General features: G+C 68.5%; 17 protein-coding genes and 2 tRNA genes. 8 read left to right on the top strand and 11 right to left on the bottom strand.

All coding sequences use genetic code 11. The annotated features are described in order from the left end of the window. Nucleotides 1–81 precede the first annotated feature (81 nt). The 4 genes from C2142_RS17900 to C2142_RS17885 all read right to left on the bottom strand — a co-directional run bounded on the left by C2142_RS17900 (nt 82) and on the right by C2142_RS17885 (nt 4,931). Nucleotides 82–969: a DUF3883 domain-containing protein gene (locus C2142_RS17900; RefSeq protein ID WP_148643580.1), complete on the bottom strand. Its 888-nt coding sequence runs from the start codon at nt 967–969 to the stop codon at nt 82–84. Beyond that, complete coding sequence (locus tag C2142_RS17895) at nt 950–2,782, bottom strand: DEAD/DEAH box helicase (RefSeq protein WP_241002643.1); 1,833 nt, start codon at nt 2,780–2,782, stop codon at nt 950–952. The genes C2142_RS17900 and C2142_RS17895 overlap by 20 nt, the downstream gene beginning before the upstream one ends. Then, complete coding sequence (locus C2142_RS17890) at nt 2,782–4,203, bottom strand: ParB N-terminal domain-containing protein (protein ID WP_148643579.1); 1,422 nt, start codon at nt 4,201–4,203, stop codon at nt 2,782–2,784. Before C2142_RS17890 ends, C2142_RS17895 begins: the two co-directional genes overlap by 1 nt. Before the next feature lie 77 nt (nt 4,204–4,280). Then, complete coding sequence (locus tag C2142_RS17885; RefSeq protein ID WP_148643578.1) at nt 4,281–4,931, bottom strand: hypothetical protein; 651 nt, start codon at nt 4,929–4,931, stop codon at nt 4,281–4,283. A gap of 507 nt (nt 4,932–5,438) precedes the next feature. On the opposite strand from C2142_RS17885, the gene C2142_RS17880 reads away from it, so the two are divergent. Then, nucleotides 5,439–6,077: a hypothetical protein gene (locus tag C2142_RS17880; RefSeq protein WP_148643577.1), complete on the top strand. Its 639-nt coding sequence runs from the start codon at nt 5,439–5,441 to the stop codon at nt 6,075–6,077. Nucleotides 6,078–6,092: 15 nt separating this feature from the next. Here C2142_RS17880 and C2142_RS17875 read toward each other — a convergent pair whose 3' ends face one another. From C2142_RS17875 to C2142_RS17860, 4 genes are all read right to left on the bottom strand, one after another. Further along, on the bottom strand, nt 6,093–9,089 hold the full coding sequence (locus C2142_RS17875; RefSeq protein WP_148643576.1) for a Z1 domain-containing protein: 2,997 nt from the start codon (nt 9,087–9,089) through the stop codon (nt 6,093–6,095). A 33-nt stretch (nt 9,090–9,122) separates the two neighbouring features. Further along, a complete protein-coding gene (locus C2142_RS17870; RefSeq protein WP_148643575.1) occupies nt 9,123–10,667 on the bottom strand; it encodes an ATP-binding protein in 1,545 nt (514 codons plus the stop codon). A 196-nt stretch (nt 10,668–10,863) separates the two neighbouring features. Next, nucleotides 10,864–11,592, bottom strand: a complete 729-nt coding sequence (locus C2142_RS17865) for a tyrosine-protein phosphatase (RefSeq protein WP_148643574.1) — start codon at nt 11,590–11,592, stop codon at nt 10,864–10,866. 130 nt (nt 11,593–11,722) lie between these two features. Further along, nucleotides 11,723–12,493 (bottom strand): SDR family oxidoreductase, encoded by a 771-nt coding sequence (locus tag C2142_RS17860; protein WP_148643573.1) that lies wholly within the window; start codon nt 12,491–12,493, stop codon nt 11,723–11,725. A gap of 270 nt (nt 12,494–12,763) precedes the next feature. On the opposite strand from C2142_RS17860, the gene C2142_RS17855 reads away from it, so the two are divergent. The 3 genes from C2142_RS17855 (at nt 12,764) to C2142_RS17845 (ending at nt 14,706) form a co-directional block, all read left to right on the top strand. Next, nucleotides 12,764–13,465 carry a nucleotidyltransferase domain-containing protein gene (locus tag C2142_RS17855; protein ID WP_148643572.1) on the top strand — a complete coding sequence of 234 codons (702 nt, stop codon included), beginning with the start codon at nt 12,764–12,766 and terminating at the stop codon, nt 13,463–13,465. A gap of 87 nt (nt 13,466–13,552) precedes the next feature. Next, nucleotides 13,553–13,625: transfer RNA gene (locus C2142_RS17850), tRNA-Lys, on the top strand. A gap of 346 nt (nt 13,626–13,971) precedes the next feature. Then, nucleotides 13,972–14,706 carry a hypothetical protein gene (locus tag C2142_RS17845; RefSeq protein WP_148643571.1) on the top strand — a complete coding sequence of 245 codons (735 nt, stop codon included), beginning with the start codon at nt 13,972–13,974 and terminating at the stop codon, nt 14,704–14,706. 45 nt (nt 14,707–14,751) lie between these two features. Here the strand turns inward: C2142_RS17845 and C2142_RS17840 are convergent, their stop codons facing one another. Continuing rightward, entirely contained in the window at nt 14,752–15,906 is a 1,155-nt protein-coding gene (locus tag C2142_RS17840) for a hypothetical protein (protein ID WP_148643570.1), read from the bottom strand. 281 nt (nt 15,907–16,187) lie between these two features. Here C2142_RS17840 and C2142_RS17835 point away from each other — a divergent pair, with 281 nt between their 5' ends. Together C2142_RS17835 and C2142_RS17830 are read left to right on the top strand one after the other, a co-directional pair. Continuing rightward, nucleotides 16,188–16,337, top strand: coding sequence for a hypothetical protein (locus C2142_RS17835; RefSeq protein WP_153882788.1), 150 nt, complete (start codon nt 16,188–16,190; stop codon nt 16,335–16,337). A 156-nt stretch (nt 16,338–16,493) separates the two neighbouring features. Beyond that, a complete protein-coding gene (locus tag C2142_RS17830; RefSeq protein ID WP_148643569.1) occupies nt 16,494–16,793 on the top strand; it encodes a hypothetical protein in 300 nt (99 codons plus the stop codon). Between the two features lie 149 nt (nt 16,794–16,942). Here C2142_RS17830 and C2142_RS17825 read toward each other — a convergent pair whose 3' ends face one another. Then, nucleotides 16,943–17,938, bottom strand: coding sequence for a hypothetical protein (locus tag C2142_RS17825; RefSeq protein WP_148643568.1), 996 nt, complete (start codon nt 17,936–17,938; stop codon nt 16,943–16,945). A gap of 531 nt (nt 17,939–18,469) precedes the next feature. On the opposite strand from C2142_RS17825, the gene C2142_RS17820 reads away from it, so the two are divergent. Next, nucleotides 18,470–18,546, top strand: a tRNA-Met gene (locus C2142_RS17820). Between the two features lie 212 nt (nt 18,547–18,758). Here the strand turns inward: C2142_RS17820 and C2142_RS17815 are convergent. Then, on the bottom strand, nt 18,759–20,753 hold the full coding sequence (locus C2142_RS17815; RefSeq protein WP_148643567.1) for a site-specific integrase: 1,995 nt from the start codon (nt 20,751–20,753) through the stop codon (nt 18,759–18,761). 485 nt (nt 20,754–21,238) lie between these two features. On the opposite strand from C2142_RS17815, the gene C2142_RS17810 reads away from it, so the two are divergent. After that, complete coding sequence (locus C2142_RS17810) at nt 21,239–21,469, top strand: helix-turn-helix domain-containing protein (protein WP_148643566.1); 231 nt, start codon at nt 21,239–21,241, stop codon at nt 21,467–21,469. The last annotated feature ends 1 nt before the right edge of the window (nt 21,470 follow it).

The following is a 21,470-nucleotide window of genomic DNA, read 5'->3' as shown; positions in this document are numbered from 1 at the left end:
CGCGTTCGGCTGTACCCGCTGGTACCTGGCTGGTAGCTCTGCCTGATTGTGCCAGCAGGGGCTGACAACAACCGGCCCGGCCTACGCGTGCACAGCGTGGGACTGGCCGGATCCGGTGAGCAGAGTGGCGGGTGCCCCGGGCAACAGGTACTCGTGCAAGGCCTCGATGCCCGGGGTCAGAGCGGCCGGGGGGAGCGGCAGCCGGGCGGAGGCCCACTTCGCGCCGTGAGAGTGCTGGTCGCGTGGCACCGCCCTGGCTATCCATGCCTGGGAGACCGTGCTCACGGTCGTCAGCTGCTCCTGTTCGTCGAGCAGCAGGAAGACCAGATGCCATGCGGGGTCGGTCCGCATGGTCTCGTACTCGTGACGGGAGAGGAAGATCGTCTGCCCCGTCGTGTTCGTTGTGGTCTTTACCTCCAGGTGGACTCTGGAATGAGCAGACTCCACCGCGATGTCGTATCCGAAGCGGTCGGAGAAGGCCGACACATGGACAACCTCGGCATGTACGCTGCGCGCGATCAGAGTCACCAGAGCCTGCTCCCCGGCAGCTCCGACGCGTGCGCGTTCGGTGAGCCAGGCCTTCTCCACAGCGGCAGCCGCATCCGTGTTGCTGAGACCAAGGACTTCGGCGACCGCCCGGCCGGGGGCGGGCAGCCATGTGCCGTCGAAGGCGGCCTCGTTGCCGCCGGTGATCCAGTCGGGACGGGCCGCCTCAAGGGACTTCTCCAGCAGCTGGAGGTTGAGGAATCGTTCTTCCAGTGCGGGGGATGCCTGCGCCGCGCGGGGGACCGGCACCATGCCGATCCGCAGCAGCCACTCCAGGCCGCTGCTGTACTGGTCGGGGGTGAGGTCCGCGTACGCGTCGTGGTGGATGAAGAGCGCACGGGCGCGGTCGACGTCCGCCGTGCGCAGAGCACGGAGCCAGCGCACGGCGGCCTTCATCGTCCCCTCAGCGGGCAGCTGCGGCATCGAGGTGCTCCAGGAACGCCTGAATATCGGCCATGTTCATACCCGCTGCGATGGCGGGCTCCTCCTGCAGGTCGGCCAGCTGCTGGACAGCCGGGTCATCGAGGATCCGTCCCATGAACTGGAGCTTCAACTCCAGCCGCTTGGCCACCGTTTCGTCGACCGTCCCCCGGCAGGCCAGGACCGTGATCCGGGTCTCGGTCCCAGGAGGCAGGCCCAGGCGGTGGATCCGGTCCAGGCTCTGCAGGAACCGTCCGGCCTGGAAGTCCCGGTCCACGTAAACGGCGTCATGGCAGACCTGGTGGAGGCTGATCCCTTCGCCCAGCGTGGCCGGGTTCGAGATCAGCACTGCGCAGTCAGGGTCCTCCCGGAACCTCCGGATCTGCTCGTCACGGTCAGCTGTACCACCGTGGACCACTGCGGGCTGGAAGTCCTTGAGCATGAGTTCCAGGGTGGTCAGGCTCCTTACGAAGCTTGCCCAGACCAGTGTCTTGCGCCCCTTGGCGGCGTTCTCGGCCACCAGATGCCGGGCCTCCTGGTACTTCGGCGACAGTTCGTACGACGGCAGGTCTGCCAGCAGAGCCTGCAGTGAGGCGTTCTCGGGCACCTCCTGCGGATCAAGCCGGTACTCAAGCGGCTCGTACAGGCTGTTCCCCTGGTTGAGCAGGGCCGGGCTGGTTGCTGCCATCAGCATTCGGAGCATGGACTTCCCGAGTGCTTCGAAATCGGAACGGGCTGCCTCCGCCCGCGCCGAGTACTGCCCTGCCAGGGCGTCGTAGATCTCGCGGTGGAGCGCGGGCATATCGACATACCGGATGGTGGTGACGGCCGGGGGGAGCCCCAGCTCCCGCTTGGTCGTGCGGGTGTAGAGCGGCCGGAGCACGGCGCTGGCGTGGGCAAGATCGCCGCCGGCGACGGCCCGGTTGACCACCCGGCGCCCGTGGCCGGGCCAGACGAACGAAAGCAGGTTCTCCAGGTCACGGGCGCCGTTGGGGGCAGGAGTTCCGGTGAGGATGAGGCGCCGCTTGCTGAGCGGCCCCAGGGCCATGCAGGCCGCGCCGTAGATGCCTTGCGATCCCAGCTTCATCCGGTGCGCTTCGTCGAGTACGAGCATGCTGGGCCCGGCCTTCAACCAGCCGGCCAGTGCGGCCAGCTGGCGGTCCAGCCGCTCGTAGTTGACGATCAGGATCTCCGCACCGGGGTCGGGCGAGCCAGCCATGACAACGGTCCGGGGAGCTTGCCGGAAGCACAGCACCGCCTCGGTCTGCCACGCCTCGTAGGCCGACTTCGGGCTCACCACCAGCAGCCGGCTGACTTCCCGCTGTTCCCGTAGGGCAGCGAAGACTGCCATGGTGGTCCGCGTCTTCCCGGCGCCGGGGACGCTGAAGTTGGCTCCGTGCCGCAGTGACAGCAGCCGGGCCACGTCCCGCTGCTGGAATGAGGTGAGCCCGGCCTCCCAGTCCTCGCCCAGGAGGCCAAGCACGTTGTCCGGGTCCGCGGCGGGCTGCTCGGGAGCCTCCCCCGACAGTTGCTTCTGGGCAAGGTCGGCATCGTCCAGGACACTCCCGGCCAGCTCAGCGAGAGCTTCCTCCCACTGCACGCTCTCTGGCGCGGGCCAGCTGCCGAGCTCCTCGAGGCTTGCGAGGAAGTCGTCGAGCGGGATCTCGGCCGAGACCGGGCCCCGCATGCTGCCGTTGCCGAAGCGCAGTGACAGCTTGGCGAGCTCACTCTGGAAGCCCGCTGCTGCCCGGAGGACAGCAGCGGTGCGCGTGACGTCGAAGCCGATCTGCAGAGACGGTTCTGCTGTCAGGCTCACTAACTCTCCTGCCGTACGGCACTCAACAGCCAGGTGACTCCGTCTCCGGCCTCGGTGACGCTGCGCTGCGCTTCCTTGGCGAGCTTGGCCAGACTGGCGCGGAGCTGGAGGACCGCCTCGTCGAACGCCTCTTCGTCGAGACTGCGGGAACCGCGGGACAGTACCAGGTCGGTGATGCACTGGTCGATGTCCTGGCTGGCGTCGTTGAGCCGGTCAGGCGCTGCCCGCTTGCGCTTCCGGAGCCGGGCATCGCGGCCAGCCGGGTCGAGCGCGCCCTCCACCGCCTCACGCGCGGCCTGGAAGCTCCGTGACGCGGCGCTGACCTGATCCGGGGGAAGCTTGCCGCCAGCCGCCTCGGCGGCCTTGAGACGGAGTACCGAATCGGTGAACGCCTTCGCGGTAGCCACCTTGGCCGTCTCGGCCGGCGCGACCGAACGGCCCAGCCCGGGGATCGCCACCGCCACCGGGGCACTGGCGGCGGCAGGCCGGAGCTCGTCCGGCAGCCGCTGGGCGAGGTACCTGTCATGGAAGTCGTCTTCGATGACGCGGACGTCGGTCTTGGAGAAGCCCAGGACCATCGCCGCCATCCGCGTCTCCTTGATCAGCTCAGCCTCCTCGCGCTTGTTGGCGGCCAGCTCCTTGGCGTAACGGCGGCGGAGCTCCTTCAACTTCTCCTGGTGCTCTTCGAAATCGACCAGGCGCAGGCCGACGCCACCGTTGGAGCTGCGGTCGATCATCTCCCGGATGCAGGCGAGCACCCAGAGGTCCTGTTCGCACGCGGGGACGGTCGTCCGGAACTCGTGGGCGATGCTCCCGAGCGGCCGCCCGAGCGCGATCTGCTCCTCGATCGCGAGAAGCCGGTTGATGTACGAGTAGTCGCGCCGGTGGTCCTTGCGCAGCTGGAGCGACAGCTCGACCGTGCTGATGTCCGCCCAGGTGCAGTCGCCGGGGAGGACCCCGACCCGGATGGTCTGCTGGCCGAGCTCCTTCATCGCGGCACGCCTGGTGTTGCCGTTGACGAGGATTCCCTCGCGGGTGATCAGGCCAGGGTCGTTCTGGCCGAACTCCTTGATGCTCTTCTTCAGCTCGGAGAAGTCCGGGTCGGTCTCGTCGGTCTTCGAGGGCTTGGCCTGGAGAAGGTAGTGCAGGTACTCCTGGCTCTCCGGGCTCCACGGGTCGGCGTCCAGTGTGGCGTCGAGCTTCGGGTCGTGGCTGCGCTGGGCGCGGATCCGGTGCGTTCCGGGGTTGTAGTACAGGCTGTCGGTCGGCATGTCGATGACTTCGATGTGCAGCGGCTGGCTGCGCCATTCGATCTTCAGCGACTCGCGCACCCCGCCGGCCTGGGAGGCTTCGTGGAGCCGCTTCTCCACCAGGTCCTGGTTCTGTACCGCCATCGGGGGCCGGCCAAGGTCCGGGCTCATTGCCGCAGTTCTCCTCAGGTTGGGATGTATGTCTGGTAGGTGCTGGGCGGTACTGGTGCCGCCACGCAGGGGGATTCCTACTGCTGGAGGCTGGCTTCCAGGGAGTTCCGGAAGAGTGCCCGGGACTCTGCGGGCATCGTGCGGTAGGCGGCCCACAGGAGTTCGACCTTGCCGAAGTCCCGCTGGTCGGCCTTCACCCAGGAAGCGAGCAGCTGGCGCTCCATGCTGCCGAGGCCGTCGATCGCCGCGATCGTCCTGGCTTCGTCGGCCTCCGCCTTGGGCGCTCCCACCCGGCAGCGACGGCACTCGGTGATGAGCTCGGTCGTGACACTCCCGTCGGCGTGCCTCACCGGGCGGCGGGCGATGTCCAGCTGCGCGGTCTCGTAGGACTCGGCATACTCCTCGCCCGGCGTGATGCCACAGCTCCGGCAGATGTTGCCGTCCTTCATCAGTACTTCACGGCGCCGGGCTCCGTTGAGGCCGGCGGCCTTCTTGCCCGGTCCGTGTCCGGACTCCCACACGGGCTCGCCCACGGATACCAGCCGCCGCTCGTCACTCCCGAGCGTGTCGTCGTTCCGTGCGGTGTCGATGCGCCAGCCGCGCTCGCGGAGGTCCCGTACGCGCCGGTCGATCTGCGTGGTGCTGGGGAAGACCTCACGGAGGCTGGTGTAGGTGAAGATGCCGCCTTCGCCGACCTCGGTGGCCAGCCAAAGGGCCACGCGCTTCATCGAACCCAGGGTTTCGTCTTCCCAGGACGGGAGTGCCACGGCGCTTCCTCTCAGTCGGGCCTATGGAGTCCACGCGGGCTGCAGCGCACCGGAGCATGGAGCAGCCCGTGCATCGGACCACCCACGTGGACAGTTCCAGTTAAGGGCGGGAAGTGGGGCTGGCGCCAGCCGCAAACGATCTTTAGTGAAACTCTGAACAGGGCTGTCTTTGCGCCGTCTTGTTGACCGGACACACTCGGATGGTCACGATTGTGCGGACACTGAGGAGGGGCTGTGCCACCGCTTGGCCGAGTTGGCGGAAGCTTCGTCAAAGGGAGTACCCGGGAGCAGCAGGCGCTGGCCGCGGGCCTGGGCGACCTGTACCGGTGTCTCAAGCCGGTCTCCGTAACGACTGCCAAGCCGGGGGCCGCACCACCCAAACCCGGGACTCTTGCTGCTAACGCACGCCGCTTCGACTACTCGCAGAGCGCCTTCAGCGGATACCTCAGGGCCCGTCACATCCCGCCGATGGAGCTGGTCAAGGATCTGCATGCTGCGGCGTGGAAGGACTCCGGGGCAGAACCGCCGAGATCGCTGGGCGAGCTGGAGCGGTTGCACGCGGATGCGCGTCGCTGTGAGCGCTGCCGCGACTGGGATTCCCAGGAGTGCACGCAGTGCGGGCACTGCACCGCGACCTGCGATGTCGTACGTCCCCCTGCGGGCAGGCGCGCTGTCCTGCGACGGCGCAGAAATGCGACGGCGATCCGTCGCCGTGCTGTCCGCCGGACGCTTCGCCGGCCCGCTGACACCGTGGTCGGCATCGAGCAGAACCTGCCGGTCCCCCTTCCGGAGGGGGACCGGCAGAGCGTGGCCGACCTGCCGCCGCTGGGAGCAGGCCTTGAGGATGCCATCAAGCACCTTCTGGCAGGGCGTGACCGGGACGCACATCTGGTTCTGGCCGAAGTCGGCGACAAGTTGCCGGTGCACCGGATCCCAGATGTGGTGACGGCCTGTCAGGGGCGGGGCTTCGCCGTTGCCGCCGATGCTCTGCTGCACAGCGCGGCCCGGCGCCCGCACGACGACGTCCTGCGCATCGTCCGCCTGTTCAACTCGGCGCAGCGGTACGACGAAGCCGACTTGGTCCTGAAGGCAGCCACCGCGGACTGAGACCGGAGCGAGCCGTCAGTCCGGCATCCGGGTCACCACCGGCGAGTCCGTTCCTGAATCGATCGTCCGGAAACGAATCAGCGGACCGTGCTCCGTGCCGTCTGTGCTGCCGGGCGGAAGAAGGGCGAAGGCCGTAGTCACCGGTCCGGGCTCCGGGCTGCCGTTCCTCGACGCGGAATGCTGGTCGACCACCGGGTAGAGCAGGACCGCACCGCGGCGTGCCTTGGCGAGCTGGGAGGCGAAGGGGTCTTCCCCCGTAGCCGGCAGCAGGCCGGCGATCCGTTCTGCTGGCTGCCGGTGAGCCATACCGCTGATGCGGCTGAACACGCCGCTCGCACTGCGGGCACGGTTGACGACGGTCAGCGGTCCGCTTCCGTGCAGGTCAGTGCTCGCTGCCCCGGCCGTGCTCAGCTGGGGGGCGATGACGACCCAGTCGTCGGCCGCTGCGCCCGCCTCACTGGGATCGGCGAGGTAGCTGAGGTGCGGGGCGAAGAGCTCCGGCCGGTCCCACCGCAGGCCGGCCAGGATCTTGAGCAGAACGTCGTGGCTGACGACCCCCGTCTGGGCGGCGAAGCGAGTGTACGAGCCCCGGTCGTTCTGGCCGAGGTGCACGAAGGTAAGCCGTTCTCCGCCGCCGAGAGCGGCGTAGACCGGGTTCCAGCAGTCGGTGTTGTGCCGGGTATCGGCAGCGGCGGCCGGGTGGGCGGCCGGCTCGACCCACCGGCCCGGAGACCGGATCTCGACGAGTTCGGCGTTGAACATCTTGTTGGGGGCCGACGGCTTGATCCATGAGATGTGCTGGGCCACCAACGGCGGCACCTGGGCCGGGGTCAGCGGCGGACCGCCTGCCGCGTTGTAGAGGGCGAGCTGTGACCGGAAGGACTCCTCGTCACGGCAGATCCCCTCGAATCCTTCATAGAGGTCGACGGTCTGGCGGCCTCTGGTTTCGTTGCGGCCGATGTAGAGCCGGACGAGGTCGCGGTAACCGTGCCGGAAACCGAACCAGCGGCCCATCTGCATGAGGGTGTCGGCGGCGGCGGTACTGCGGCGGTAATAGGTCACGGTCAGGCCTTCGACGGTGAAGCCCCGGGAAAGCTTGGTACCGCCGACCAGGATCTTCCACACCGACTGGGAGTCGAAGTCGAGTTCCGGCTGCTCGATGTCCTTGTCGCCGTTGACGATCAGAATGGGGTGGTTGTTGCCCCCGATCCGGATCACGGCCGGGCCGACGTAGGGTGCCAGTCCGTCGAAGGAGAATGGCACTGCGAAGCCCTCGGACCGCAGTGCGGATACCGGCTGGACGTCCGAGCTGAACAATGCGCGGAGGCGGGCGTGGCCCCGCGGGCCGAAGTAGTCGGAAGTGTCCCAGAGCCGCTGGAGCCGCTCCGCGAGATCGCGGTGCTCGGTCTGTTTGACGGACTCGTGAACGAGCATGGTGTGGTGCCGGTACGGGTCGGCCCCCTGGTCCTCGCGATAGAGCTTCATCGCGCCGGCCAGCACGTACATGTCGAGCGCTTCTCGCAGGTAGCGGGAGTCGGCGTGCTCCGTTGCCTCCTCAGGGGAGACGGACTCCCCGTCAGGAGCCTCGATGCTCCGGACGTGGGCCTTCTCCTGGGAGTTCGCGATGGTCCGGTGCTCCGGACTGATGTCCGAGCCGAGGTCATGGAAGTCCTGGGCTCCCATGTAGCCGGACGGGCGGGGAAGGGAGATCAGGAAGTCGTTCGGGAAGATGTCGTCAACGTCCGACGGATCGATGAAGACATTGGCGAAGGGCGTGGCCGTGTACCCCACGTACTGGGCGCGTGGGAGCATCTTGATGAGGGAGGAGAGCAGGCCGTTGATCGCGGTCCGTTCAGTCTCGCCGTCCTGCCACTTCCGGGGATCAGAGGTGTTGACGGAGGCCTGGTCTGATTCGTCATCAATGATGAGGACCGGAATCTCCGCGAGGCTGGTCCGGATCTTCTTGAGGTCGCGGACGAGCTTGGTGAGCACCGTCTTGTTCTTCTTGACGACCATCAGACGGCCGGCCGTACGGTGCAGGTTGCGAGGGTCGTACAGCGGGAGTTCGGGTTCGCGCTTGTCGAACTCCAAGGCGGTGATCCCCCGGAGCAGAGAGCGGTAGTCATCGTCGCGAGTCGTCAGGCGCTCGATGTTGAAGTGGCCGAGGAGAGCCGGCTGGGCCCCGTGCTTCAGGAAACGGCCGGCAGCCCAGTCCTTGTCGTCCTGGTAGTCGACGCCCTCCATGGCCACGGGATCAGCGGGGTCGATGCCGCCCAGGACGTTCTCCCGGCCGACGAGCTCCATGTCCAGCCGTCGTTGGGTCTGGCGCCGGAGGAGGTTGAGAGTGCCGCCGAGGACTATGACGAGGCGGTAGCCCGCGTCGAAGGCCTTGGCCGCGACGCCGGTGAAGTTCGCGGTCTTGCCGGACTGGACGTAGCCGACTACCAGCCCCTTGGCCTGGTAAGGCAGAGGGGACGTCGGATCAGCGAGCCGGGAGACTACCTGCGTGGTTGCCTGGTCGAGGCTGGCCACCGCGTCAGCTGACCACTTCCGCTGTGTCAGCAGGTACTTCTCGTAGGCGGGCCAGTAGAACGAGCGAGCTGGACGGCTCTGTTCGTACCAGTCGTTGTCCGGGCGTTCCTTGCTGATGACCACAGGGCCAGCGGCCACGGCCACAGGTACGGCCTGGGTGACGGTTTCCTGAAGCTGTTCGCTGATACCGAGCAGGGCGTAGACGGCTGACCTGCGTTCCACCGTGTTGGGCGCCGTGGCCGCCGCCCAGGGAGCCTCTTCTTCATGGTCCCAGTGCTTGAGCAGCTTCCGCCACATCTCAAGCAGCGGGTCACCCGCCTCGGCGCTGCCCAGCCGCGCCGCCAGGCGCTGCTCAGTGAGATCAGCCTCCGGGCTGATGTCCTCGCCCAGGACTGCGAGGTACTTGGACAGGCGCCGCGGTCCGGATTCGCGCATGAGCGCGTGCACGGCGGCATGGATTTCCAGCAGGTCGTCGGTCATCAGGGTCAGCTCCGGGACAGGGATGGATCTGAATCACTGCTCATTGCGGTCGAGGCGGTCCTGCTCATTGCGTGCGGCAGCGACCAGGATGTTCTGCCAGAGAAGGAGGTTGTCCTTCTCCCTGGATCCGCTGTACTCCTTCTCGAACACCTGGTGCAGGAGCAGGTACACCAGCGATTTGGCCATCGGCACGTCGTTGAGGCCGCCACGGCGACCGCCGAGAAGGGCCGCCCGGTAGTGCTGGTTGAGGACGATGGTCCGCTCCTCACGATCCAGCTCGAAGAACTGATCGGGGGCGAGCCGGCCCCAGAGGATGGCAATGGGCTCTTCACCGGGCAGCACGGGAAGTTCGTCCTCGATGACGCGCCGGACCTCAGGCGCGAGCCCCCGCCCGGGCGGGATGACGGCCTTGCGTGCGGTCGCGGTGCGCTTGCGGGCCGTGCGGTAGACCTGGTCGGCGTCCTCCACGTATGAGCGGAACGTACGGCCGGTGGAATCGGTGGCCTGCTCCAGTGCCGCGGGGAAGGCCGGCGACGTGTCGACCCCGGATTTCTTCACCGTCAGACGGAAGACGTCCCCCGTGGAAGGCGGTAGGTCGACCGCAACACGGGCGAGCGACAGATGAGCTTCGGCCTGGCGGTAGCCGTTCCAGCCGCCTGCCTGTACGAGCCGGTCGTTGCGGTAGAAGTAGAACCCCTGCCGGTCCTGCACGGACCCGACCGCCCGGTACTCGTCCAGGCTGGACTTGGGCGGCCAGATGTGGCCGACGACCTTGACCGTGCCAAGGGTGTCCAGGTCTGCCTCGAACTCGCGCGGATAGCCCGGCGCCCCCGAGACCGGATACCCGAAGGGATTGAGCGGTTCGACCCCGTAGTTCAGATAGACCATGCGCGTGCGGACATCCTCGACGGCAATGGTGATATTGAAGTCGTCCCGCTCCAGGAAACGGTGCAGGTGCAGGCCGAGGTGCAGGCCAAGCCGGTTGATGACCTTGGTGAGGTAGCGGTCCGTCTGGCCGCTCCCGCCGTGCTTCGGGAAGTCCTTCACCCCGTCCCAGCGGACCACGGTGCCGTGCCAGGTAATGGGCTTCTCGTAGTAGCGGTCTATGAGGGACTGGCAGTATTCGGCATCGACGACGCCACACTGGAAGTCCGTCTGGAAGCCGGCGCCGACCAGCCGGCGCCCGGCGGCGCGGGTGCGCTTGGTCTTGGAGATGACGGTGAGGGATTCGGCCAGTGAGAGCGAGGCTGCCTTCAGGCCCGTTCCGAACATACCGAGAGCGGAGTCCTCGTACTCCCGCCGGCCGCCCACGGTCATGGCGGTATCCAGCGCGGCATCGTCCATGCCGTACCCGTCGTCCACGATCAGCAGGCTGACAAGCTGGTCACCGTCGCGCAGGAAATGAATCACGACATCGCGGGCACCGGCGTCGATCGAGTTGTCGACCAGGTCCGCCACGGCGATCTCGAATCCGTAGCCTTGGCTGCTCAGCGCCTCCACGTACCGCGGATCTGGCGGCAGGCGCTTACTGCCGCTGGTGGGGACGTCGAACTTCCAGTCGTCTGAGTTGTTGCTCATTTCCTGCCCGCACATCCAAGCGACCGGCTGATCCGGCCATCTGATCAAACTAGTGATGACCGTAGTGGGCTCGGATGCTGCGATCGGGCGGGGGCAGGCATCGGGTATCTGATCGTGATGGAACTGCTGACCTGACGGTGCACAGCGGCGGGCCGGCGCTGGCCGGCCCAGCCACCGGTGCCCCCGGGGGAACGGGTCAGGCGGAGAGGTTGGTGCGGAGGGCGGTGAGGTCGGCCTCGGTGGTGCCGTGGGAGCGGAGGTAGGCGGGGACGGAGCCGTGGTGGGTGCGGATCCAGGTGAGGGAGGAGGCGAGGAGCGGCGCGGAGACGGGGCGGGAGACGCGCTCGGTGCCGGTCTCGTCGAGGTAGGGGGTGGGGCCGTCGAGGAGGCCGAGGCCGGCGTTGGAGAGCAGGAAGTCGGCGGTGATGTCGGCGTCGGAGGCGCCCAGGAGGGACTGCACGACGGCGATGGTCAGGCCGGTGCGGTCCTTGCCGACGGCGCAGTGGACGACAGCCGGGACGCCGTCCGATGTGCCGAGCCGGCGGATGGCGGCGACCAGGGACGGGCCGGCGGTCTCGGCCATGAAGGGGTAGAGCGTCTCCTGGTCCTCGGGCCAGGGCCGGTCGGTGTCCTCGCGGTTGGCCGGGAGGGTGGGGAGGTTCAGCGTCTCGTGGTCGAGGCCGTGGCGCAGGTCCGGCCAGACCTCCAGCTCGACGGGGCTGCGCAGGTCGATCACCGTGCGCAGGCCGAGCGCCTTGAGGCGCTGGGCGCCCTCCGGGGCGAGGTTGTGGAAGGACCCGGAGCGGTAGAGCACGCCCTTGCGCAGGGCGCCGACACCGCCGGCGTCACGGAAGTTGCGCACACCGGGGATGTCGAGGAAGGCGGACGGCAGGTCGGGTTCACGGTCCGGCAGGTCGTCGGTCATGGGTTCCACCGTACGGACAAACGGCCTGCCGGGGGAAGGAAGGGAAAAGGTGGGGGAGGGAAGGGAGGGGGACGGGAGGAGGGAGTAGAGGGAGCGGGGGCAGGCGGGAGGACCGGGAGGCGCGAGAGGGTCAGCGGCCGCCGGCGATGTCGAGGAAGGCGCCCGTCATGTAGGAGGAGGCCGGGGAGAGGAGGAAGAGGATCGACTCGGCGACCTCCTCCGGCCGGCCACCGCGGCGCATCGGCAGGTCGGGGGCGACCCGGTCGACCCGGCCGGGCTCGCCGCCGAGGGCGTGGATGCCGGTGTGGATCAGGCCGGGGCGGACGGCGTTGACCCGGATCCCCTCGGCGGCGACCTCCAGGGCCAGCCCGCGGGTCATCGAGTCGACGGCGCCCTTGGCGGCCGCGTAGTCGACGTACTCGTTCGGCGAGCCGAGCCGGGAGGCGGCCGAGGAGACGTTGACGATGGCACCGCCCGCCCCGCCGTGCCGGGTGGACATCCGGCGGACGGCCTGGGCGGCGCAGAGGAAGGCGGAGGTGATGTTGGAGGCCCAGATCCGGTTCAGCCGGTCCTCATCGATCTCCTCCAGGCGGCACTGCCGCTCCAGGGTGCCCGCGTTGTTCACCAGGGCGGTGAGCGGGCCGAGTTCGGCGTCCACGGTGGCGAACAGCCGCTCCACCTCGGCGGTGCGGGTGACGTCCGCCCGGACGGCGACGGCCGTGCCGCCGGCGTCCCGGATCGCCGCGACCACGGCGGCCGCCGCAGTCTCGTCGGCACGGTAGTTGACGCAGACCCGGTAGCCGCGCCGCCCTGCCAGCAGGGCGGTGGCGGCGCCGATGCCGCGCCCCCCGCCGGTGACGAGGACGACTTCGGGGCGGGCGGTGGCGGCCGGGTCGGTCATGGTCCGAACGGTACCCGCGGGCCGGGCGGGTAAGCCTCCGGAGGCCGCCGCGCGCAGCGAGCCCGGGCACACGGCCGCAGCCCGTCCGCCCGGCGCGTCCGCCGCGCGCAGCGAGCCCCGGCGCCCGGCCGGAAGCGGCCCGCCCAGCGCGGCCCCGGCCGCAGCCCGTCCGTCCGCCCCGGCCCCCGGTCGGAATTCATTCGCCCGGCGCGGCCCCGCAGGGCAGACTCCTCTGACCGCGCCGAGATCCGGCCGTAAGGAGGCCCGCCCATGACCACCGCACCCGGCACCGTCCTGCTCTCGGGCGTCGTCGGCTCGACCGCGTACGGCTTCGCCCACGCCGGCTCCGACATCGACCGGCTCGGCCTCTTCGCCGCCCCCACCGAGGAGTTCCACGGGCTGCACCGCCCGGCCGAGTCGCACGTCAGCACCGAACCCGACGTGACGCTGCACGAGGCCGCCAAGTGGTGCCGGCTCGCGCTCGGCTGCAACCCGACCGCCTCCGAACTCGCCTGGCTGCCGGACGACCTGTACGAGACGCGCAGCCCGCTGGGGGAGGAGCTGATCGCGATCCGGACGTCCTTCCTGAGCGCGAAGGCCGTCCGCAACTCCTATCTCGGCTACGCGGACCAGCAGTTCCGCAAGCTGCTCACCCGCGACACCACCGACCCGGCCGCCCGCCGCCGGGCCGCCAAGCACGCCCGCCACCTGGTCCGCCTGGTCGAACAGGGCGTCCGGCTCCACGAGACCGGCGAGAACGTCGTCCGCATCCCCGATCCCGAACGCGTCCGCCGGCTCGGCGAACGCATCGCCGACCACCCCGCCACCGCCGAACCCCTGCTCGCGGCAGCCGTCGAGCGCTTCTCCCGCCCCGGTGTCCTCCCCGCCGCCCCCGACCCGCGCCCCGCCGAGGCCTGGCTCCGCCGGGTCCGCGCGGCGCACTACCGCCCGCCCGCCGAACGGGCCTCCTGAGACCCGGCGCGCCCCTGCAATCCACTGGCGGAGCTCTGGGTCACACCGGGTAGGATCGCGGTGGCCGGTTCCGCACGGGCGGGCCACGGGCCGCTAGCTCAATTGGCAGAGCTGCGGACTTTTAATCCGTAGGTTCAGGGTTCGAGCCCCTGGCGGCCCACAGAGCAGGAGCCAGGTCAGACATCATCTGACCTGGCTCTTTTCATTTCTGACGCCTAGTTGGCGTGGCTCGCCGGCCCGAAATCATGCCCGATATGTCCCCCGGCGGGGATTCTGCCGGGACAGCGCCCCCGCGCGGCCTCCACCGCCCCCCTTTCCGTCCACGTCCACAGCCGTCCAACGGGGTCTCTTTCAAGCTCTGAAAATCACGGACCGTGTCCTCCGAGGCCCGTGGGCCAAACGGCGTCCAGACAGCGATCGGGAGGCTGACGACCTCACGGCAGACTGGGCGAACGCCGCGGCGTGGCTCGTGCTGGTGGGCAAGGGCGGGCATCAGACTGCTCGGCATGGTGAGAGCGAACGCCCTCGATGCCACCGTGGCGGTCTGGCACTGGTACTCGATCGATCAGGCGCGTGCGGCCACGCTGTTCTCTCGAAGGTGTGGGGAACTGGAGCGGAATCCAACGGCGCCGAGCGAAGACGAGAAGCGTCGCGGACTCCAGTGGTCGGTGGCTGAGGCGGAAGAGCACAAGTCCTACGCGGTGGCGTCGATTCTCGCCTCGGTCGCGTTCCTGGAGGCGTCGCTCAACGAACTGCTGGGCTCTGCATCCGAGGACAACCTGGAGCTCGCGGGCGCCAAGGGTGGGCTACCGCCGGACGAGCGTCGCGATCTCACGTTCCTGATGAAGGTATTCGGGAGGCGGACCTCGCTTCTGGAGCGGATCGAGCTCGTGCTTGAGCTACTCGGTCGCGAGCCCTTCGAGGCCGGCACCAAGCCATTCCAGGATGCTCGGCTGGTGGTCCAGCTCCGGAATGAGCTGGTGCACTACCGCCCGGAATGGCGCGCAGGGGCGGGGGCGTCGCAGGAAGCTCTCAAGGGCATCGCCAAGGGCCTGTCCGACCGGAGTTTCACGGAGAACCCGTTCACGAGCCAGGGCAACCCGTTCTTCCCGGACCGCTGCCTGGGGCATGGCTGCGCTGCCTGGGCGTGGATGTCGATGCTCTCCTTCGCCAACGCGTTCTTCGAGCGCGTCGGTGTGACGCCGATCTACGACGACATGCGGGACCAGTTGAAGCCTTGAGGTCCCACCGGTCGGCGCGGCCGCGCCGTGCCGCCGCAGTGCACGTCATCTGGCGGGCAGGCCGGCCACCAAGGGGCGAAGGGGCGCTGGGGTCAGGAGATCGGCACGGTGCCGGCCGTCCTCGTCGGCCAGCGCGAGGGCTGCTTCGGTCCCCCCGGCCACGAACAGCAGTGACAGTGCCGACGAGCACTGTTGACTTGGCGTCGGGTTCGGTTCAGCCAGTCCCACCCGAATCAGGTCCCGGCTGAGCGAGAACAGCATGCCGTAGATCCACTTCTCGCTGGCGGGTCCAGGAAGGCCATATGCGATCTCAGTTTCGACGGCTGCGCACAGGTCCTCCGCCCACGTGGCGAGAGTGCCGGCCGCCTGCCAAGCAGCCCGCAGGCGCTCCAGTGGTGTGTCCAGGACGAGTGAGTGGAGGTGGTGAAGCATGCTGCTTTCCGGCAACCCTGGCACCTGGTGCGCCGGTGCGTCGCGGAGGGCCTGGAGAGGATCGCCGTTGTCGGTCTCCAGCAGGTAGGCGCCGGGGTTGAGATCGCTGACTCCGGAGCGGCTTCGAACGACCCGGGCGATTGTCTCCGGCATGATGCCATCGGCTCCAAGCAGGATCCCGAGCACGGAGTGGAACGCCAGTCCGGCGTTGTCCAGCGGCTCGGCGCCGGCGGAGCCGTCCAGGGCGCCGATCGTGGGCCAGAACTCGGCAAGGGCCGGGAGCTCGCGTAGCGACTTGTCGATCTTGCGGATCCGTCGGTTCACCCCCGCCCCGCGGTGCTGCTGCTCGAGCGCGATCCGCGACGCCCCGTCCCCCACCCAGTCGTCCGGGTCGGCCCCAGGAAGGAGAGGGCCGAGGTTCTTCCGGAGGTCGGCGGCCATCTCGATCACGTGCCGACCGAACGCGCTGCGCACTGAGCTCTCGGGAACTCGAAGGCCGGCCGCGAAGGCGCCGAGGATCAGGTGGTCGCGGCTCCGGCCCTGCTTCTGGTGCTTCCCGAGCCAGGCCACCAGCTCGCCGATCTCTCCGTCGGCGGTCGAGGAGCTGCCGCCGACAGGCCGTCCAGGCCAGGAGCGTTCGTTGCGCGGGAGCAACGGGTCGGGTTTGCCCCGCCAGCGCTCCAGCTGACGGGCGGTGACCTCGACTCCTTGGCTCCTGGCGTACTCGATGAGACGGGCATCGGCGGGGCTTGGCGAGGTGCGGGCCATGGCGCGACGGTAGCGGTCCGCCGGCCCGCAGAAGAACCCCCCGAACTTGCCGGGAACCTGCGGATGGCCGCAGTGCTCAGATGGGATCGCGGGCAGGGAGGTAGTCGGGCGGCGCATCACCCGGACGGGTCAACACAGCGCCAGCTGTTTCTCCACGGCCCGTCAGTTATTCACAGGCGCAGGAAGGGTCTGCGCTCCGGCACTTCTAGCGGCCGTAACCTGCGGTCGCTTGGGGCTGGTGCGAGGACGTCCTGCCTGAGATCCGGAAGGAGGGTGAGCCCATGATCGAGCGCTGGTTTCGCCGGCGGCCGCTGGCCGACAACGCTCGTGGTGCCGAGGCGCCGCTGCCTCAGTGGCTGGAGTACGCACGAGGAGTGCTCCAGGCGCTGGCGGCAGTGGTGGCCATCGTGGTCAACCTGCACCGCTGGTGAGCCGGAGGGGGTGCCGTTCGAGCACCCCCTCACAGGCCTCACAGCAGCCTGGGCGCCACCGATCCACTGTCTGGCGTACCGCCTGGTCAGTCCGCTGGACGCACGCCCGGCGGGCCTGCCGGAGTTCCCCGGTTGTGCTGGCGTACGATCGCGGCCGTGGCGAAGAACGACAAGATGTTCGATTATCCGCAGGACCTGCGCCAGGCGCAGTGGGCGTTGGAGGCGGCACGGGCCGAGCGCTCGGCATTCCTCGCCACTCTGCCGGTCTGGGGCACCAGCGAAGGCCAGGAGCTCACCGACGAGCAGCGTGCCCAGAGCTCGCGGCTGCTGGCGGCCGAGAGCGAGGCCGCGCGAGTCGTGTGGGCGCACACCTTCTGGGCCGAGCTTGCCGTCCAGGACCGCGTCGAGGCCCGAACCAAGCTCAACCACATCGGGCCACCTCCTTCCGCCGCGTAGTCAGGGCCGGCAGGACTCCACGGACGGACTTCCTGGGGTGAGGATCAGCCTGCGAGCCACCGGCGGAACGCCCGATCAGTCCGGCGCCACGGGCACCTTAACGACCGTATCGCCCGCCGACGGTGCTGTGCTGCGATTTGTCGAGCCCCCTACTTGCCGCGAGCGAAGTCGATTTGGGTCTGCACCTCGCAGTCGACCTGGAACACAGCTTCGCTGATCTTCTCTTCCAGGGGCTCGAAGGAGTCCTCGATGGCGGCGTACTCGCTGACCAGTGCGTGCCTGTCGTCGATGGATTCCAGAGCGGCAATCCGGGTTCGCCACTGCTCCAGGTCCACCTTGGAGTACGGATACTTCCGCCCACGCACCTGTTCGAGCGTCGGGTTCGCGGAAAGGTTCGCCTGCACTAGCCGCAAGGCGTCGCCACGCACGAGGGGCGGGCCGGAAAGGTTGTCCTCGATGAACTCCAGGCCGTCGACCATTTGGTCAAGCCGAGCATCAAGGTAGGCGGTGAGGGCACCCCTCACCTGCGGGAGGTCGAGTCCCACCTCTCGGCGTAGCTGTGCGGCGATCTTCTTCGGGAGGTCTTCCGCTTCGCCGAAGCCCGGGTGCCTGCCTTCGGTGAAGCGGCAGATCTCCGAGCCGAGGTCGGCCGGGTAGCTGATGACCATCTGGCGGTACGACTCCAGCACTGTGCATGCGGAGTCGAAGTAGATCAGGGTGGCCGGCCTGATGATCTCGGGCCTCTGCTTGTCGCGGTGATACATCTCGTTGCGGTACTTGTGCAGCTTTTCCAGGACGGGGCCGAGCGCTTTGTCGAGCAGGTTGCGGCGGACCAACAGACCGACCTTGGCGTCGAAGTTGCGGTCGATGCCCTTCAGGTCGGACTTGGACAGGATCTGCGCCTCGACGGACGCGACCTCTTCCGCGTCTTCCGGTATTCCGTAGGCCGCGTTCTGCTGGTAGGCCAACAGCAGCTTCTTGAGCATGTCCTGGTGCAGGAGTTCCGTCTGAACGGTTCGGTGGAGGATCAGCTCGGTCACGCTGTCGATGAGTAGGTACGCCAACCGCAGGTTGGGCACACGCCCCTTCTCGATCATCCCCTTGGCCTCTTCGAGCTGCACGACGATCAGCTCCAACCGCTCCATGTCTATCCTCCGTCGCGTCAGCCGGTCTCCTGCTCCACATCATCTCTGGATACTCGGCCGCGTACGCCCGATATTGCGTAACCCACGCAGGCCCGGCTGACCCCGGGTGGGGCTGGCCCCCCTGTGCACGCGGTTCGGCGCCGGTGTCGTCGCGGTCGGCTTTTCCACGCTGCACCTCAGCGTTGCGGCGCCATCGGTGATCGAGCAATGGCCAGCTGCGCCCGGCAGGCGACCAGCTGGAGGAGTTGCCTGGCACAATCGGGTGGGCTCCCTGGTAGCGCGCCGATGACGTACATTCCGGTCGTGCCGGACGTCGTCGTGGAGATCGAAGCCGGCCAGACGGTCCCAGAGTTCGGAGGCTGAGGCATCGCCCGCGGGTCCTGCGGACTCGGTCAGACGTGGTTCCAGACGATGTCCAACCGCTCGAACATGCCTGAGTATTGGGCGGGCGGCGGCCCTCCTACCCGCAGCAAGGGCCGCGTTACTGATTACCGTCCGCGCCCTTCCGTACCGTACAGTCAGCGGTGCCGACGCGGGGTGGAGCAGCTCGGTAGCTCGCTGGGCTCATAACCCAGAGGTCGCAGGTTCAAATCCTGTCCCCGCTACCAATCCAGGTCGGGCCCGGTACGTGAAACGTACCGGGCCCGACCTGCTTGCATGTCGCCGACCAAGAGTCTCTCTGCCGGCCACCCATCAGGGACTTGGCGGTAGGGCACCCGCGAGGCGCGGGGTCCCAAGCGGTCGTCGTCTCAGCTGGAGGAGATGGCTGGCCTGCACGCCTGACCTGAGCGACCGCACGCTGGTCCTGCCGGCGCGGAGATCAGGCCGCGTCGGCCGAGCCCGAGGCTTCGCCTTGATCCGGTCCGGTCGAAGGCTGGAACCGCAGCTGCAGCGCTTCTGCTTCCTGGCGAGCCTGCGCGAACGCACCCATTACGGCGTCCTGGTCGGTGCCGCGGACAACGACCTCGATCGGGCCGCGCAGGCCCAGCCGTGCTTCTACGGAGCTGTGGGCGGCCTGGTCGGTGAACAGGTCCCGCTCGAACTCCCACGCCGGGCCGCCGATGAGGGGCGCCTGGTAGAGCAGCGTTCCGCTGCGTCGGTCGAAGGCGGCCGCGATGGAGAAGATGACCGTGTGCCGAGGCAACCGATCCCAGAGACGGCCCAAACCGGACCAGGACGTGGCCTCCTCCGGCATCACCGCAAGGCGATGCGCGAACCCGGAGCCGTGGTCGTCCACGAGCGTGTTCCATTCGTTCACGAGGGCTTCGGCGTGCTCCTTCGTGACCACGGCGACTTCGAGGCCGCCGAGGGTCAGAACGTATGCCTGCTGGTCGCTGGTCCTGCGGGTCTTCATGGGGACGAGTGCGGCAGCCTTCTCCGCGCTCTCGCGGTCCAGCGTGGGCAGCACGGAGGTGTAGGTGTCGGCGGTCAGGACGATGGTCGAGTGCCCAAGCACCTCCTGCACGACCTTGAGGTCGGCGCCGGAGCCGAGAAGCAGCGTGGCGGCCAGGTGCCGAAGGTCGTGCAGGCGGACCGGGGGGAGTCCGAGGCGTTCGCACAGCAGCTCGAAGCGGTCGGTGAGGTAGTCCGGGTTGATCGGGGCGCCGTCCTCGCGGACGAAGACGCTGCCGTGCTCGGGCCACGGTAGGCCGGCGTCGGCGGCTTCCTTCCGGGCTTCCTCCATGCGGTCGCGGTGATCGCGAAGCTCTTGGAGGGTGTGGCTGTCCAGGGCGATCGTGCGGACGCTGTCCTGCTTCGGGGCCTTGCCGAGCGGCTTGCCATCCACCGTCACGATCTGCCAGTCCACGGTGATGAGTGCGGTGTCGAGGCTGGTCTTGGCCCACTCCAGCCCGGCGCCTTCGCCGCGCCGGAGGCCTCGGAAGATCGCGAGGTGCCAGAAGGCGCGAAGCCAGTCGCTCTCGATCGCGTCGAGGAACTGTCCCGCCTGCTCGGGAGTCCACACCATCACCTTGGACGGCTTCTCGCTGGTCCGCCGCCACTCGGCGACGCGCTCAGGTGTCCACAGCAGGGCCTTGGGCCGCTTGCCGGAGGGCAGTTCGACAAGCTTCGCCCAGTTCGTGGTGATCCGCAGTTCACGGATCGCCTGGGTGAGGGCGGACCGAAGCGTCGCGCGGATGCGCTGCATCGTCGCGGGAGCCACGACCCGCATCTGCGGGTGCGGCTCGCGCTTGGGTATCACGGGCGGTGGGACGGCGGGCGGCGCAGCGTCGGCCTTCGGCCGGCCGGGCTTGCGGCCGTACACGGCCTTCCACTCGGCGTACTCCGCCCGCGCCTTGGCGACCAACGCCACCTCGTATCCGATCACGAGGTTGCGCGCCTCGATCTCGTCGAACATGTCGCGGATCGGGCCGACCGTCAGGTCTTCCAGCTTGATGTCCCCGAGCGCGGGGAGCAGGTAGTTGCGGATGTGGCTGCCGTAGGAACTGGCAGTCGTGGGCTCGAGGGTCTTCCTGCCCTCCAGCCACTTGGTCAGGAACTGGGCCACGGTCGTGCGGTGATCGATCACCTCACCGCGGTCGGTCTTCCCGATCGCCTTGGTCAGCGCCTTCTGGGCCTCGTCCTTGTCCTCGTAGCCGCCCTTGCGGTCACGCCGAGGCTTGCCGTCGGGGCCAGGCTTGAGCGGCAGGTAGTACCACCAGGTGCCATGGGCCTTCTTGCCCTTGAGCTTGGGGCACTTCGAGCCGAGCTCTCGCGTCTTGGGCTTGCCGCCGGCATCGAGGACCTGGTTGCCGTTCTCATCGCGGACAGGCTCGCGGCAGGTGCATCGGCGGTACACCGAGCCGGTGCTGCTCATCGGATCGCCTCCGGCCGGCGGCGCGGGTGGTGCGGGGTCATGGCCTCTCATCCGGTGCTCGGGCCCGTAGCGGGCCGATGTGCAGGGCGTGCCCACAGTCACGGACCTGCGCTTGTGGGGGCACAGACCCAGGGCGGTGGGGAAGTTGGAGACCGTACGCGCGCGGGTGCCTTGGGTCGCGTCGAGCCTGGACACAGGTGGTCTGCCTGCGGTGCGCGTGGACAGGCCTGGACGGGTGTGGACCGCGAGCGAACAACTAGCCGGTGAAATAGGGAGTTTCAGCAGGTCGAGAGCCCGCGTTTACTTAGGTGACCCTGTGTCAGCGCGTTTAGGTCAAGAACGCCATCTGCGGCGTGAATGCCCTGTGACCTGCATGAATGTGGCCTCGCGTGTACCGCGCGAGTGGCTGATGAGACGTACCGAGACAGGCGGTGCCGGAGGTGGACGGCGGGACGAAAAGGCCCGGCCCGGGACAGGGTGCAGGCATGACGACGACAGACGACACTCCCGTCCTGCCCGACCCGCGAGTCCAGCCGACCATGACCGTGCCAGAGGCTGGCCGGCTCTTCGGCCTGCAGAAGGCCGCGAGCTACAACGCGGCCCGGCGCGGCGACATCCCGACGATCTCGGTCGGCCGGCGCCTCCTGGTTCCTACCGCCAAGCTGCGCACCCTGCTCGGCATCGACGCGGTCGCTCCCACAGACGTGGCGGCCTGAA

The organism is Streptomyces sp. CB01881, assembly GCF_002953255.1.
Classification (GTDB): Bacteria; Actinomycetota; Actinomycetes; order Streptomycetales; family Streptomycetaceae; genus Kitasatospora.
This window is presented reverse-complemented; position numbering and strand designations above follow the sequence as displayed.

What these genes read in the sequence shown, in the direction of transcription:
- C2142_RS17835 (WP_153882788.1), top strand. Translation starts at nt 16,188, where the DNA reads ATGATCGAGCGCTGGTTTCGCCGGCGGCCGCTGGCCGACAACGCTCGT.
- C2142_RS17855 (WP_148643572.1), top strand. Translation starts at nt 12,764, where the DNA reads ATGACCACCGCACCCGGCACCGTCCTGCTCTCGGGCGTCGTCGGCTCG.
- C2142_RS17880 (WP_148643577.1), top strand. Translation starts at nt 5,439, where the DNA reads ATGGAGCTGGTCAAGGATCTGCATGCTGCGGCGTGGAAGGACTCCGGG.
- C2142_RS17870 (WP_148643575.1), bottom strand. Translation starts at nt 10,667, where the DNA reads ATGAGCAACAACTCAGACGACTGGAAGTTCGACGTCCCCACCAGCGGC.
- C2142_RS17865 (WP_148643574.1), bottom strand. Translation starts at nt 11,592, where the DNA reads ATGACCGACGACCTGCCGGACCGTGAACCCGACCTGCCGTCCGCCTTC.
- C2142_RS17815 (WP_148643567.1), bottom strand. Translation starts at nt 20,753, where the DNA reads ATGAGCAGCACCGGCTCGGTGTACCGCCGATGCACCTGCCGCGAGCCT.
- C2142_RS17840 (WP_148643570.1), bottom strand. Translation starts at nt 15,906, where the DNA reads ATGGCCCGCACCTCGCCAAGCCCCGCCGATGCCCGTCTCATCGAGTAC.
- C2142_RS17810 (WP_148643566.1), top strand. Translation starts at nt 21,239, where the DNA reads ATGACGACGACAGACGACACTCCCGTCCTGCCCGACCCGCGAGTCCAG.
- C2142_RS17845 (WP_148643571.1), top strand. Translation starts at nt 13,972, where the DNA reads ATGGTGAGAGCGAACGCCCTCGATGCCACCGTGGCGGTCTGGCACTGG.
- C2142_RS17900 (WP_148643580.1), bottom strand. Translation starts at nt 969, where the DNA reads ATGCCGCAGCTGCCCGCTGAGGGGACGATGAAGGCCGCCGTGCGCTGG.
- C2142_RS17860 (WP_148643573.1), bottom strand. Translation starts at nt 12,493, where the DNA reads ATGACCGACCCGGCCGCCACCGCCCGCCCCGAAGTCGTCCTCGTCACC.
- C2142_RS17890 (WP_148643579.1), bottom strand. Translation starts at nt 4,203, where the DNA reads ATGAGCCCGGACCTTGGCCGGCCCCCGATGGCGGTACAGAACCAGGAC.
- C2142_RS17825 (WP_148643568.1), bottom strand. Translation starts at nt 17,938, where the DNA reads ATGGAGCGGTTGGAGCTGATCGTCGTGCAGCTCGAAGAGGCCAAGGGG.
- C2142_RS17885 (WP_148643578.1), bottom strand. Translation starts at nt 4,931, where the DNA reads ATGAAGCGCGTGGCCCTTTGGCTGGCCACCGAGGTCGGCGAAGGCGGC.
- C2142_RS17875 (WP_148643576.1), bottom strand. Translation starts at nt 9,089, where the DNA reads ATGACCGACGACCTGCTGGAAATCCATGCCGCCGTGCACGCGCTCATG.